This is a genomic window from Shewanella sp. 433, from assembly GCF_059338565.1.
Genome location: NZ_CM181703.1, coordinates 735,253 through 748,646 on the forward strand (window position 1 = coordinate 735,253; position 13,394 = coordinate 748,646).

The following is a 13,394-nucleotide window of genomic DNA, read 5'->3' on the forward strand; positions in this document are numbered from 1 at the left end:
CGGAGTTAGCGCCCTAATTGATCGTTGTATCGACTGAGCTGATCGATGCCTGCACGCTTGGTCAGTGATAACAAGGTGTCGTAATATTGCATCTCTGCCATACCTATCCTAACTTTGTCACCGCCCGGCAATGACGCAATGACGGTGTTTAACTGTTTGACTATCTCTTTCGCCCCGGAAAGTGAGGTAAAGGGCAGCATGATAAGCAGTTGGTCGCTGGCTTTATCGAGCATAATATCTTGTTGGCGCAATTTCTGCCGTATCTCATCTAATAGCGTGGCCATATCGCGAGGCGCAAGATGGCTTGGATTAATCAATAAAATCGTTATTGGATACCCAATTTGTTTAGCGCTGGCAATTAATGCCTGCATCTTTTCATGGGCGGTTAATGGCACCTCTTGCATCTGGGGGGCGTTTTGTTGTTTGCGCAAGCGTGATATTAACATCAGTAATGGCAGCAATAGTGCCGACACGATAATGACAATCAGGCCATAGTTATCATCGATACGCGTGTCGAGTTCGATAGGTTTGGGCTTGTGGCCTTGGGCCAGTTTTTGATAGTGCCCAAGCTGGGCCTTCATTTGTAATAGGCGGGTATTTTTTAAGAACTCATAGCTGTTTTTAATGTTATCGACGCGCTGTAGTTGGTAGTTATAAGCTTGGCGATAGTCGCGCATCCCTGCGAAGTATTCACTTAATAATTGATAGCAGTACACCAATTCATCATATTGATTAGTGCGTTGGCCTATTGCGATGGCTTGTTGCATCAAGTCTAACCCTTGTTGCTCGTCGCCTTTGGTTAAGTAAATTTGCGCCAATAAACGACTAGCGCGCAAGCTATCGTTGATTTTTTTGTGTTTATCGAAGGTGTTAAGGGCGATGTTGAGTAGCTGAATGGCATTCTTGTCATTGTTTCTTAAAAACTCCACCTCGGCGAGCTCAGTATAGCTTTCGGCAAGTTCGGTAGCGGTGGCGAGTTCAGGCATTAAGATTTTTGCTTCTAAAATCATATCATCCCTAAACTTTACCTCTTGATTTTCATGCGCGATTCTAGCAATTGTTAGTAATGTGTTAAGCCTAACTTTACCTATGGTTTGCGGGTAAGTTAACGCCTGTTTTGCCATTGTAAAAGCCAGATTCAGCTGTCCCTTTTTTCTAAATAATTTGGCCCTTGCCAATTGCAGGTAAGCCTGTGGTGGGGTGATCCACTGGATGGGTTGGCGTAAGGCTGCTGGATAGATATCTTGTGCCAAACGAAAGTCTTCTAATGCACTGCTGTCACTTTCAATGTGGGTATCGATTTGTCCACGCAGCAATAGACCATTGACTAAGGATTGAGGCTGTTCAAATTCTCGAGATTGATAGATAGCCGTATCGAGTAAGGTGAGGGCTTGGCGTAGATCGCCGTAATCAATATAAGCTTCTGCCATGCAGTTTAAAAAATAGGGGCTGGCTTGTGGTATATCCAGTGATTTTGCTTGGGCATCGCCCATGCGTGCTAAGTTGATGGCGGCTTCATTGTCGCCTAACTGCACTAAGGCATGGCATTTAAGCAGTGACAATCTCAACGACTGCGGGGCACTTTTATCATTGAAGTGCTGTTCTATAGGCGTAATGTTCGATAGCGCCTCGCTGGGATATTGATAGACGGTGGCCGCGAGTTGATCTAGCTCTGTCATAGTGTCTGCCCAAACGGGCTGCAGCCATAGGCTGAGACTGAACACCATGAGACGAAAATACATTGTTTAACTCCGGAACTAAACCACTGAAAATACTTGAGTGAACGCATTATACTGAGTTTTTATATGCGATTGCATAAAAATTAACAGCTTGAATGATAAAGTGTCTGCTTGCTGGCTTTTTTCCTTTCGGGTGATTTGCTGCTGCGTTATTGAGCGAATTAAGGCCTGGATTGATTATAACTGTACAATGAATCGGCATTGTTGTAGTAATGTTTGCGAAAATGTGAAAAGAATGGGGTTGACTATTTAGGCTGTACACGTTAAAAAGTTAAGCGTTACCTTGATAATGTCGAATAAATACTTATTTTTTTTGAATAGATAAAAGATGATGACTAACCGTGCCCTACTCAACCTCATTATTCTCCTTCTCGCAGAACCTGCGCGGAGAATGTAGTGTTGCACGCTTAATAACAACAGCATTCATAAACCCCGCGCTCAACACCGCGGGGTTTTTTTGTATATGGATTGGATAAAAACGCAACATAGAACCTAGTCGTTCCACGGAGAAACGAGATGTCTAACCGAGTGATAATATTTGATACAACCTTACGTGACGGTGAGCAAGCGCTGGCGGCCAGTTTAACGGTGAAGGAAAAATTACAGATAGCACTATCACTGGAACGACTCGGTGTAGATGTGATGGAGGTGGGCTTTCCTGTCTCTTCTCCAGGAGATTTTGACTCGGTGCAAACCATTGCTCGCACGATTAAAAATAGTCGAGTCTGCGCCTTAGCCCGTGCGCTAGAGAAAGACATTGACGCCGCTGCTCAGTCGTTATCGGTCGCGGAGCAATTTCGTATTCACACCTTTATCTCTACCTCGACCATCCATGTAGAAAGTAAGTTAAAACGCTCTTTCGACCAAGTGCTTGAGATGGCGGTGGCGGCAGTCAAATACGCCCGTCGTTTTACCGATGATGTCGAGTTTTCCTGCGAAGATGCAGGGCGCACGCCAATCGATAATCTTTGCCGAATGGTGGAAGAAGCCATTAAGGCGGGCGCTAAGACCATCAATATTCCTGATACTGTGGGTTATACCATCCCCAGCGAGTTTGGCGGCATCATCGAAACCCTGTTCAACCGTGTCCCCAATATCGATCAAGCGGTGATCTCTGTACATTGCCACGATGACTTAGGGCTATCTGTGGCTAACTCAATTACCGCAGTGCAGCATGGTGCTAGGCAGATTGAATGTACCGTCAATGGTATCGGCGAGCGTGCCGGCAACTGCTCGCTAGAGGAGATCGCCATGATCTTAGCCACTCGAAAAGCGGCATTAGGGTTAGAAACGGGCATTAATGCCAAAGAGATCCACCGCACCTCTAACCTCGTCAGTCAGCTTTGTAATATGCCAGTGCAAGCCAATAAGGCGATTGTGGGGGCGAATGCGTTTACTCACTCTTCGGGTATCCATCAAGATGGCATGCTTAAGGCGCAAAATACCTATGAGATCATGACACCCGAGAGCATAGGGCTAAATCGTAATAATTTAAATATGACCTCGCGTTCAGGCCGTCATGTGATTAAGCATCGCATGCAAGAGATGGGTTATGCCGAGCACGATTATGATATGGATACCCTCTATGAGGCTTTCTTAAAGCTGGCGGACAAAAAAGGCCAAGTGTTCGATTATGATCTTGAAGCCTTGGTCTTTATAGAGGCGCAGGCCGATGATGAAAATCAATATAAATTGCAACAGTTAGTGGTGCATTCTGACTCCACCCAAGGACAGGCCACCGCGACGGTGACGTTAGAGGTGGGCGAGCAAGTGGTCACCGAAGCCGCTACGGGCAATGGTCCGGTCGATGCTGCGTACAACGCCATTACCCGCGCCAGTGACTGCCAAATCAATATCTCTAGCTATAAATTAAGCGCCAAAGGCGAAGGCCAAGATGCCCTAGGCCAAGTCGACATTACCGCTAAGTACCATGAGCAGAATTTCCATGGGGTGGGGCTGGCAACCGATGTGGTTGAGGCCTCTGTACAAGCCCTTATCCATGTGATGAACCTAACATGGCGTGCCGATAAGGTCGCTGAGAATAAAACTAAAATTCAACAAGGCCGGGCGGTATTGGGTGGTGTGTAACGCCAACATGAGCGGACCTTTTTGACCATAATTGAGTAAATAAGCAGGGAGTGGGTGATTAATGAGTTATCAAATAGCAGTGCTCGCCGGAGATGGTATTGGGCCAGAAGTTATGGCCGAAGCACGCAAGGTACTGAGCGCCGTTGAAGAGCGGTTTAACTTAGATATCGAATACAGCGAATACGATGTGGGCGGCGCGGCCATCGACAATCACGGTTGTCCATTACCTAAGGCGACACTCAAGGGGTGTGAAACTGCCGATGCCATATTATTTGGCTCTGTGGGAGGGCCAAAATGGGAACACTTGCCTCCTAATGAGCAACCCGAGCGCGGCGCGTTACTGCCACTTAGAGGCCACTTTGAGCTATTTTGTAATATCCGTCCAGCCAAATTACACCTAGGTTTAGAGCACATGTCGCCGCTGCGCAGCGACATATCAGCACAAGGTTTTGATGTGTTATGTGTACGAGAGCTCACTGGTGGTATTTACTTTGGTAAACCTAAAGGGCGCCAAGGTGAAGGCGAAAACGAAGAAGCCTTCGACACTATGCGTTACAGCCGCAAAGAGATCCGCCGCATTGCCAAAATCGCCTTCCAAGCCGCCCAAGGGCGCCGCAAAAAAGTGACCTCGGTCGATAAGGCCAATGTGTTAGCCTGCTCGGTGTTATGGCGTGAAGTGGTTGAAGAGGTGGCTGCCGATTTTCCCGATGTTGAGCTTGAACATATCTATATCGATAACGCCACCATGCAGCTGCTACGTCGTCCGTTCGATTTTGACGTGATGCTGTGTTCCAACCTATTTGGCGACATTATCTCCGATGAAATCGCCATGTTAACTGGCTCAATGGGCTTGCTATCATCGGTCAGCCTTAATAGTGATGGCTTTGGTTTGTATGAACCCGCTGGTGGCAGTGCACCGGATATTGCAGGCCAAGGCATTGCCAATCCCGTAGCTCAAATCCTTTCTGCCGCCTTATTATTGCGCCACAGTCTTAAGTTAGAACAGGCCGCAGAGGCTATCGAGGTCGCTGTGGCTAAGGCGCTTAGCGACGGTTATTTAACCGCAGAATTATTGCCCGCTAGCAAGCGCGGTAATGCCAAATCAACCCGTGAAATGGGCGACTACATCGCTCAAGCAGTCAGAGAGGCAAACTAATGGCGAAGACACTCTATGAAAAAGTATGGGACAGCCATATTGTTGCCGCACCCCAAGGCGAAGCGCCACTGATCTATGTTGATCGACATTTGGTGCACGAGGTGACATCACCTCAAGCGTTTAGTGGCTTAAAGGTGGCGGGTCGTAAATTGCGCGCCCCTGAAAAAACCTTTGCCACCATGGATCACAATACCTCCACCAAGAGTGCCAGCTTAGATGCCCTAAGCCCAATGGCTCGCATCCAAGTAGAAACCTTGGCGCAAAACTGCGAAGAGTTTGGTATTCGTCTTTATGACATTCACCATAAAAACCAAGGCATAGTGCATGTGATGGGCCCAGAGCTGGGGATCACCTTGCCCGGCACTGTCATTGTGTGTGGTGATTCCCATACCGCGACCCATGGCGCTTTTGGCGCACTGGCATTTGGTATTGGTACCTCTGAGGTTGAGCATGTGATGGCGACGCAGACTTTGCGCCAGCTTAAAGCCAAAACCATGAAGATTGAGGTGCGTGGTCACGTTGCCGATGGCATTACCGCTAAAGATATCGTGCTGGCCATTATCGGTAAAATCGGCATGGATGGCGGTACGGGTTATGTGGTTGAGTTCTGTGGTGAGGCGATTGAAGCCCTGTCGATGGAAGGCCGTATGACTGTGTGTAACATGGCGATTGAAATGGGCGCCAAGGCGGGGATGGTGGCGCCCGATGCGACGACTATCGATTATGTCAAAGGGCGTGAATTTGCGCCAAAAGGGGCCGATTGGGAGAGTGCCGTTGCCGCATGGCGTGAATTACGCAGCGATGATGATGCTGTTTTTGATGCTCATGTGGTGTTACAGGCTGCGGACATCGCACCGCAACTGACTTGGGGCACCAATCCTGGTCAAGTGGTGGCTATCGATCAGCCGGTACCTAATCCGCTGGATGAAACCAATCCTACCTCCCGCAGCAGTATCGAAAAAGCCCTTGAGTATGTAGCGCTTACAGCGGGGACCCGCATGACTGACGTCTCCATTAATAAAGTGTTTATCGGCTCGTGCACCAATTCGCGTATCGAAGATCTGCGCTCAGCGGCACATCAGGCCAAAGGGCGCAAGGTGGCTGCGGGCGTTACCGCCATAGTGGTGCCAGGCTCAGGCCTAGTGAAAGAACAGGCCGAGGCCGAAGGGTTAGATAAAATCTTTATTGATGCAGGTTTCGAGTGGCGCTTGCCCGGTTGCTCTATGTGTTTGGCGATGAATGACGACAGGTTAGCAGCGGGCGATCGCTGCGCCTCCACCAGTAACCGTAATTTTGAAGGGCGCCAAGGGCGCGGCAGTCGCACCCATTTGGTGAGTCCGGCGATGGCGGCTGCAGCAGCTGTTGCTGGTCGTTTCGTCGATATTCGCAAAGCCTATTAGGAGAGCATTATGCAAGCATTTACCACTCATACTGGCCTAGCAACCATGATTGATAGCGCTAATATCGATACCGATCAAATCATTCCTAAGCAGTTTCTATCTAAGGTGACTCGTGATGGTTTTGGAGTGCATCTTTTTCATGACTGGCGTTATCTCGATAACGCTGGGGATACACCTAACCCCGCATTTAGCTTAAACCAAGCGCGCTATGCCGGCGCGTCAGTGTTGCTCGCCAAAGAGAACTTTGGTTGTGGCTCAAGCCGCGAGCATGCGCCATGGGCCTTAGCCGATTTTGGCTTTAAGGTGATCATTGCTCCAAGCTTTGCCGATATCTTTTATGGCAATTCAATCAACAATGGCCTGTTGCCTGTCTGTTTGACTGAGGCGCAAGTACAACAGTTGATGGATGAGGTCAGCGCACAGCAAGGTGCCCTGGTGACGGTTGATCTGCAACGCCAGCAAGTTATTGCGCCCTCAGGTGCCGAGTTTGCCTTTACGATTGCCGAATCGGCGAGGCACAACCTACTCAATGGATTAGATGCCATCGGCATTAGCTTAACCTACAGCGAGGCTATTGCTGCTTATGAGGCGCAGAATCCCGCTTGGCGAGCTTAATATTACCTTAAATTTTTAGCGTACAGCTGTACTGCACCTGTTCAAAATTGGGCCAGTTCAACAATGTGTTGTGCTGGCTTTGTGCTATTAGTCGCTTGCAAATACAGTAATAACCTTTTTTTACAATAGCTTACTCTTTCTGAGTGATGGTTTTATATACTGCATAAGCAAGGGTAGTGATTTATGCTGCTATTTTTCAATGATTATAGTGAACACTTGTATTATTAATCTTATGACTTTAAGTTTCTGATTAATGTGTTCTTTTTGTTTTCATAGTGTGTTTTTAAGGTTGATTAAGTGAACATTGATCACACTTTTAGCCCGTTACGCACCCCTTTTATCGGCAACTTACTGTGTATTTAACTGCTATAGAGAGTCACTGTTAGCATAATTCACTAAAATGATTTCTTCGCTTGTAAAGATATTCTGTGTAAGTAGACTGCGGCTCACTAAAAGACTGGAGTGATAGCTCTAAGTCAGATGATAACAATAAGAGAGCCACGATGAATAAGCGTATTTTATCTTTAGCGGTACTTGCAGCCATGACTGCACCTTTAACTCAAGTTCAAGCAGCAGGTTTTCAGCTTGCAGAATATTCAGCCACAGGTTTAGGCCGCGCCTATGCCGGTGAAGCGGCGATAGCGGATAACGCGGCCGTGCAAAACCGCAACCCAGCCATGCTGACCTATTTAGCGGGCACGCAAATGACCGCTGGTGCGATTTTGGTGATGCCAAATATCGATATCAATGGCGAAGTCACTTATACCGATGGTATTAATGCCACTTCTGCACAAGATATTGCCGATGACGCGGTAGTGCCTAACTTCTATCTGTCGCATCAGTTGAGTGACCAATGGTTTTTAGGCCTAGGTATTGGCAGCAACTTTGGTATGGCGACCGAGTTAGATGATAGTTTCCGCGGCACCCAGTTTGGTAGCGAAGCCTCGGTGACCACTGTGGAAATCAACCCAAATGTGGCTTACCGTATTAATGACCAGTTCAGTGTTGGTGCTGGTGTGCGTTTAGTCTTAGGTGAAGGTAGCATTGGTGCTAAAAGTTCTGCTGACGTTACATTGCCGCCGCAAATGGGCAGTCTTACGGTGCCTAAAGGTACAACCCTTAAGTATATGGAAGGTGATGATGTCGCCTGGGGTTGGCAGTTAGGCGCGGCTTGGCAGTTAAACGATGCGCATCGTATCGGTGTTAACTACCGCTCGGCAGTCGATTTCAATCTTGAAGGTGAAGCCAATGGTTTTGCCTTCAACCCACTCGATCCAAACAAGCAGCTAGCTGGCTCTATGGAGTTGTCGTTGCCGGCAACGGCTGAGATCGCCTCTTTTCACCAGTTAAGTAATGATATTGCGGTGCACGCGAGCATCAATTGGACTGACTGGAGTTCATTTGAAAAGCTAGAAGCCGTGATCCCAGCGCTAACTAAGCCAACACAATTGGTGAAGCAAGAAAACTGGCAAGATAGCTATCGCTTCGCTTTAGGTGCGACCTATGACCTGTCGGCGTTATCGACACTGCGTGCTGGTATCGCTTATGACAAATCGGCAGTATCGGATGACAACCGTACCCTTACGATCCCTGAAATGGACCGTGTTTGGGTGAGCGCTGGTTACAGTTATAAGATGAGCAAGCAGTTGGATCTAGATGTCGGCGTTACCTACATCTTTGCCGACGAGTCAGCAGTGAACGAGCCGCGTCCGGGTATCGCATCTGATCTTGCTTCAGCTCCTTTTGGTGGCACATTTAGCGGCACAACCAGCGGTAACATCATGTTATTCGGTGTTCAGGCCAGCTATCGTTTTTAAGGGCTAACAGAATTTAAAAAGGGTTGAAGCGTTATGCTTCGACCCTTTTTTTATGCAAGTTATTGGGGCAATGGTGCTTTTGGTATGAGGTGGGGAGTAACTTTTATTCGCAAAATGGATCTTAGGCGATTATATTCTTCTCAATATCAAACTATTATTCACTATCCTTGATTGTTGCTGTATTACTGCGTCGGCCGTTATGGTGTTATTGGTTTGACTTTAATTCATATAAGAGGTGCAAAATGAAACCCTTACTCCTAGCCGCAAGCATAGCGCTACTGCCGATGTCGGCTATTGCCAACCCCCAGTCAACAGAAGTAGTTAAAGGCTTTATTGACGCCTATAACCAACACAGTGTCGAGCAGATGATGCAGTATGTGACCGATGATGTACGCTGGATGCACATTACGGGCAGCCAAGTCGATATTGAAACGGCTAATAAGAGTCAGTTTGGTGCGGCGATGACAGATTACTTCGAAACCTTAACCCATCCCAAGGCCACTATTTTACAGATGATCGATTCATCGCATTATGTCAGCACGGTCGAGCGAGTCAGTTGGACTCACGAAGGCGAAGAGCTGAGTCAATGCAGTATTGGCAATTTTAGAGTGCAAGAGGGCAAAATTGCCGAGTTTTGGTATTTGCCGGCTCATGCCTGTGATGATATCCCTGCTGTTAATCATGCCGATGAAGCGCGTTAACCTCTTAATTCATAGTATGGAGTTGTTATAGTGGATAAGCGTTATGTCATCGCACTGGATCAGGGCACGACCAGTTCACGGGCGATGATTTTTGATCATGATGCCAATATTGTTGCCGTTTCGCAGCGAGAATTTGCACAGATATACCCCAAGGCGGGATGGGTTGAACATGATCCGATGGAGATCTGGTCATCGCAAAGTTCGACCTTAATCGAAGCCTTAGCACGTGCGGGGATCCATGGCGATGAGGTCGCCGCAATTGGGATCACTAATCAGCGTGAAACCACCGTTGTGTGGGACAAAACCACGGGTAAGCCCATTTACAATGCGATTGTGTGGCAATGCCGTCGCAGTCAGCCTCTGTGTGAGGAACTTAAGCAGCGTGGCCTAACCGAATATATTCAGCAGACCACTGGCTTATTGCTCGATCCCTATTTTTCAGCCACTAAGATCCGCTGGATTTTAGACAATGTTGTAGGAGCGAGGGAGAAGGCCCAAGCAGGCGATTTGCTGTTTGGTACTATCGATACTTGGTTAGTCTGGAAACTGACGGAGGGCAAGGTCCATGTGACCGATCCCACTAATGCTTCGCGTACCATGTTGTTTGATATTCACAAGCAACAGTGGGATCCACTGTTGCTTGATGAGCTCGATATCCCCGCATCCATGTTACCCGAGGTTAAACCCTCATGTGCCATCTATGGTAATACTCGTATTGCCGGCGAGGGCGGTGAGATCCCTGTTGCAGGCATGGCGGGCGATCAGCAGTCGGCGCTTTTTGGTCAGTTATGTATAGATGAAGGTATGGCTAAAAATACCTATGGCACAGGTTGTTTCTTACTGATGAATACTGGCCTGCAGGCAGTGCAATCTCGTCATGGGCTATTGACCACTATTGCCATTGGTGCCGAATGTGAAGTGAATTACGCTTTAGAAGGCTCGGTATTTATGGGCGGGGCGACAATCCAATGGCTGCGTGATGAATTAGGGCTTATTCGTGATGCCCAAGATACCGAATATTTCGCCTCAAAAGTGAGTGACACTAATGGCGTCTATCTGGTGCCTGCGTTTGTGGGATTAGGCGCCCCTTATTGGGATGCCAATGCCCGTGGCGCGCTGGTGGGTCTGTCTCGTGGGGCTAATCGTAATCATATTATCCGTGCCGCGCTTGAGGCTATCGCCTACCAAAGTAAGGATCTACTCGATGCCATGCTTAAAGATAGTGGCGTGCAATTAAAGCAGATAAAAGTCGATGGCGGCGCGGTGGCAAATGATTTCTTGATGCAGTTTCAAGCTGATATAACCAATGTTGAAGTGCAGCGTCCGGCAGTGACTGAAACGACCGCCATGGGCGCGGCATTTCTGGCGGGGCTTGCTGTAGGGTTTTGGCTATCTACAGCAGAGTTAAAGCATAAGGCGGGAGTAGATAGGTGTTTTCGTCCGTCAATCAGTTGTGATACGCGCCAAGCGTTATATTTGGGGTGGAAGCAGGCGGTTGCACAAGTGACTGAACACTAGTTATTGTGGCTTGTCTGGTTACGCTAAGCTAAACCTATACTTCGATATCAATACGGGGTAAAGGGGATGACAGGGCCTCATCTTGAGCGCGCTGTTCTTGGGCTTTACGATGTGCACGGCCGCGCCTATCGCCGCGCGGGTTAGCGCGTCGCTCTTTTTGTTTCCGTCGCTCTAAATGCGGCGGCAATTGAGCTTGAGGCGCCTCATGGCTGTCGGCATGAATAGCCTCAATATGTTCAGTTTGCTCAACGATCCGCTTACGTTTGGAGACTTGAATCACAGGTCTTGCCAGCATGGCGTATACACTGTCTAAACTAATCATGTTGTTTCCCCCGGCCTAAGTATTCACTTTATCTTCCTTGTCCTAACCTATATCGGCTAAGTGTGGTTAATTTTTAGTCTATTTTGTTTTTATTATTTTTACCAATCTTGTTTGCTCAAGCCGTAAGGATACGAGAAGCTGCCAACTAACGAATGCAGTGCCAGTACAATCGTGTGGCTAGCTATATAAGTCGAAATAACGGCTAACGCGGGTATTGAGCCCTAAAGCTTGTGCTACTCGCCTAGTAGCGAGTTGTTGACTCTCGGACATGCTCCCGAGCGCTATAAACCAATACCTGATCGATCAATATAAGGGTGGCCGATCCACTTTATGGCTTATTCAGGTAGTTTTGATGATATTTTGTACTGTAACAATGGGATAGCAATCCCTCGATACTACTTTTAGGTAGTGAATTATCCCTGTTATTAAATATTTACAAACATGCCGCTAAGCCGCTTGAATACTGGCTTTATAAATAGTTTCATTCCTTGACAATACTTGCATAGTATCTCTAAACTTAGCATCTGTGGGAAATTGTGGATATTTGTGGATCTATTAATTTTAACAAGGATGAATTGACGTGTTTCGTGGTGCGAGCGCTATAAACCTTGATACTAAAGGACGGATCGCCATTCCAAAGCGATACCGGGAGACGTTGCACGCCGAATTTAATCGTCAGTTGGTCATTACTGTCGATTTTGACGACCCCTGTTTACTGCTATATCCGCTAGAAGCTTGGCAGAAGATCGAAGCCAAGTTATTGCGGTTATCAGACACCCAAAAGTCAGAGCGTTCGTTGAAACGAATGTTACTCGGCTATGCCCACGAATGTGAATTAGACACCAATGGGCGCCTGCTATTGCCCCCTCCTCTGCGTCAGTACGCCAACTTAGACAAGCGTGCGATGTTGGTGGGCCAATTGAATAAATTTGAGCTGTGGGATGAAGCGCAATGGCAGCAACAGATCCAACTTAGCCATGAAATGATTCAAAGCGAAGCGTTTGCGGATAGCGAACGTTTGGCTGACTTCTCTTTGTAATAAAGAGATTAACCTAATAGATAGAAGAGAGCGATGACTCAAGAATTTGCGCACTTATCAGTACTGTTAAACGAAACAGTAGCAGGCCTCAACATTAAGCCTGATGGCATCTATATTGATGGCACCTTTGGACGTGGTGGGCACTCTAGAGAAGTGCTCAAGCAGTTAGGCTCCACTGGTCGCCTCATCGCTATCGATCGCGATCCGCAGGCGATTGCCGCAGCGGAGCAGTTTGCTGATGATAAACGTTTTACTATCGTGCATGGTGGGTTTGGTCAGTTAGCGCAATATGTTAACGAGCTTAACCTCAAAGGTAAGATAGACGGCATCTTATTTGATTTTGGTGTTTCGTCTCCGCAACTTGATGATGCCGAACGTGGCTTTAGCTTTCTGCGCGATGGTCCGCTCGATATGCGCATGGATAACTCACAAGGCGAAACCGCAGCACAATGGCTAGCTCGCGCCGAAATTGAAGATATGGCTTGGGTATTTAAAACCTATGGCGAGGAGAAAAACGCCCGTCATATTGCCCGCTGCATCGCGGCCGATCGTGATAAAACCCCCTTTTTACGCACCAAAGAGTTAGCGGATTTGATCGCGCGTATCAGTAAGAGTAAAGAGCGTAACAAACACCCTGCAACTCGAGTGTTTCAAGCGATTCGTATCTACATTAACAGCGAATTAGAACAGATAGATCAAGCGCTTGAAGGCGCTTTAAGTGTGCTTGCACCACAAGGGCGCTTATCGGTCATCAGTTTTCATTCGTTAGAAGATCGTATGGTAAAGCGTTTTATTCGCCGCCACAGTCAGGGAGAGTCTGTGCCTCACGGTTTACCTATTACCGAAGCTGAAATCAATAAAACTAAATTACTCAAGCCGATAGGTAAGGCGATTAAGCCGTCAGCAGAAGAGATTGAGCGCAACGCCAGAGCCCGAAGTTCGGTATTACGCATCGCTGAGCGGCTCGATTATTAACTTCGCGTTGCGTTTTGAGATAAG

General features: G+C 47.6%; 11 protein-coding genes. 9 read left to right on the forward strand and 2 right to left on the reverse strand.

Translation table 11 applies throughout. The features are described 5' to 3' along the window. Positions 1-5: 5 nt before the first annotated feature. Complete coding sequence (locus AC5YB1_RS03420) at positions 6-1,742, reverse strand: tetratricopeptide repeat protein (RefSeq protein ID WP_494520727.1); 1,737 nt, start codon at positions 1,740-1,742, stop codon at positions 6-8. Between the two features lie 513 nt (positions 1,743-2,255). Here AC5YB1_RS03420 and leuA point away from each other — a divergent pair. The 7 genes from leuA (at position 2,256) to glpK (ending at position 11,034) form a co-directional block, all read left to right on the forward strand. Then, positions 2,256-3,827 carry a 2-isopropylmalate synthase gene (gene leuA / locus AC5YB1_RS03425; protein WP_475515062.1) on the forward strand — a complete coding sequence of 524 codons (1,572 nt, stop codon included), beginning with the start codon at positions 2,256-2,258 and terminating at the stop codon, positions 3,825-3,827. Between the two features lie 61 nt (positions 3,828-3,888). Beyond that, positions 3,889-4,983 carry a 3-isopropylmalate dehydrogenase gene (gene leuB / locus AC5YB1_RS03430; RefSeq protein WP_494520728.1) on the forward strand — a complete coding sequence of 365 codons (1,095 nt, stop codon included), beginning with the start codon at positions 3,889-3,891 and terminating at the stop codon, positions 4,981-4,983. Then, positions 4,983-6,383: a 3-isopropylmalate dehydratase large subunit gene (gene leuC / locus AC5YB1_RS03435; RefSeq protein ID WP_494520729.1), complete on the forward strand. Its 1,401-nt coding sequence runs from the start codon at positions 4,983-4,985 to the stop codon at positions 6,381-6,383. Before leuB ends, leuC begins: the two co-directional genes overlap by 1 nt. 9 nt (positions 6,384-6,392) lie before the next feature. After that, positions 6,393-6,998 (forward strand): 3-isopropylmalate dehydratase small subunit, encoded by a 606-nt coding sequence (gene leuD / locus AC5YB1_RS03440; protein ID WP_494520730.1) that lies wholly within the window; start codon positions 6,393-6,395, stop codon positions 6,996-6,998. A 503-nt stretch (positions 6,999-7,501) separates the two neighbouring features. Continuing rightward, positions 7,502-8,815, forward strand: coding sequence for an outer membrane protein transport protein (locus tag AC5YB1_RS03445; RefSeq protein ID WP_494520731.1), 1,314 nt, complete (start codon positions 7,502-7,504; stop codon positions 8,813-8,815). A 242-nt stretch (positions 8,816-9,057) separates the two neighbouring features. Next, positions 9,058-9,516, forward strand: coding sequence for a nuclear transport factor 2 family protein (locus AC5YB1_RS03450; RefSeq protein ID WP_494520732.1), 459 nt, complete (start codon positions 9,058-9,060; stop codon positions 9,514-9,516). A gap of 30 nt (positions 9,517-9,546) precedes the next feature. Beyond that, positions 9,547-11,034, forward strand: coding sequence for a glycerol kinase GlpK (glpK, locus tag AC5YB1_RS03455; RefSeq protein WP_494520733.1), 1,488 nt, complete (start codon positions 9,547-9,549; stop codon positions 11,032-11,034). A 34-nt stretch (positions 11,035-11,068) separates the two neighbouring features. Here glpK and AC5YB1_RS03460 read toward each other — a convergent pair whose 3' ends face one another. Next, the gene (locus AC5YB1_RS03460) at positions 11,069-11,356 is read right to left on the reverse strand and encodes a hypothetical protein (protein ID WP_494520734.1); all 288 of its coding nucleotides are present in this window, start codon (positions 11,354-11,356) and stop codon (positions 11,069-11,071) included. A 580-nt stretch (positions 11,357-11,936) separates the two neighbouring features. Between AC5YB1_RS03460 and mraZ the strand changes: the two genes are divergently transcribed. Together mraZ and rsmH are read left to right on the forward strand one after the other, a co-directional pair. Beyond that, complete coding sequence (mraZ, locus tag AC5YB1_RS03465) at positions 11,937-12,395, forward strand: division/cell wall cluster transcriptional repressor MraZ (protein WP_494520735.1); 459 nt, start codon at positions 11,937-11,939, stop codon at positions 12,393-12,395. A 33-nt stretch (positions 12,396-12,428) separates the two neighbouring features. After that, on the forward strand, positions 12,429-13,370 hold the full coding sequence (rsmH, locus tag AC5YB1_RS03470; protein WP_494520736.1) for a 16S rRNA (cytosine(1402)-N(4))-methyltransferase RsmH: 942 nt from the start codon (positions 12,429-12,431) through the stop codon (positions 13,368-13,370). Positions 13,371-13,394 lie beyond the last annotated feature (24 nt).

Bases quoted from the DNA above. Each gene is read 5' to 3' on its own strand.
- AC5YB1_RS03450 (WP_494520732.1), top strand. From the start codon at position 9,058: ATGAAACCCTTACTCCTAGCCGCAAGCATAGCGCTACTGCCGATGTCG.
- leuC (WP_494520729.1), top strand. From the start codon at position 4,983: ATGGCGAAGACACTCTATGAAAAAGTATGGGACAGCCATATTGTTGCC.
- rsmH (WP_494520736.1), top strand. From the start codon at position 12,429: ATGACTCAAGAATTTGCGCACTTATCAGTACTGTTAAACGAAACAGTA.
- leuA (WP_475515062.1), top strand. From the start codon at position 2,256: ATGTCTAACCGAGTGATAATATTTGATACAACCTTACGTGACGGTGAG.
- leuB (WP_494520728.1), top strand. From the start codon at position 3,889: ATGAGTTATCAAATAGCAGTGCTCGCCGGAGATGGTATTGGGCCAGAA.
- leuD (WP_494520730.1), top strand. From the start codon at position 6,393: ATGCAAGCATTTACCACTCATACTGGCCTAGCAACCATGATTGATAGC.
- AC5YB1_RS03420 (WP_494520727.1), bottom strand. From the start codon at position 1,742: ATGTATTTTCGTCTCATGGTGTTCAGTCTCAGCCTATGGCTGCAGCCC.
- AC5YB1_RS03445 (WP_494520731.1), top strand. From the start codon at position 7,502: ATGAATAAGCGTATTTTATCTTTAGCGGTACTTGCAGCCATGACTGCA.
- AC5YB1_RS03460 (WP_494520734.1), bottom strand. From the start codon at position 11,356: ATGATTAGTTTAGACAGTGTATACGCCATGCTGGCAAGACCTGTGATT.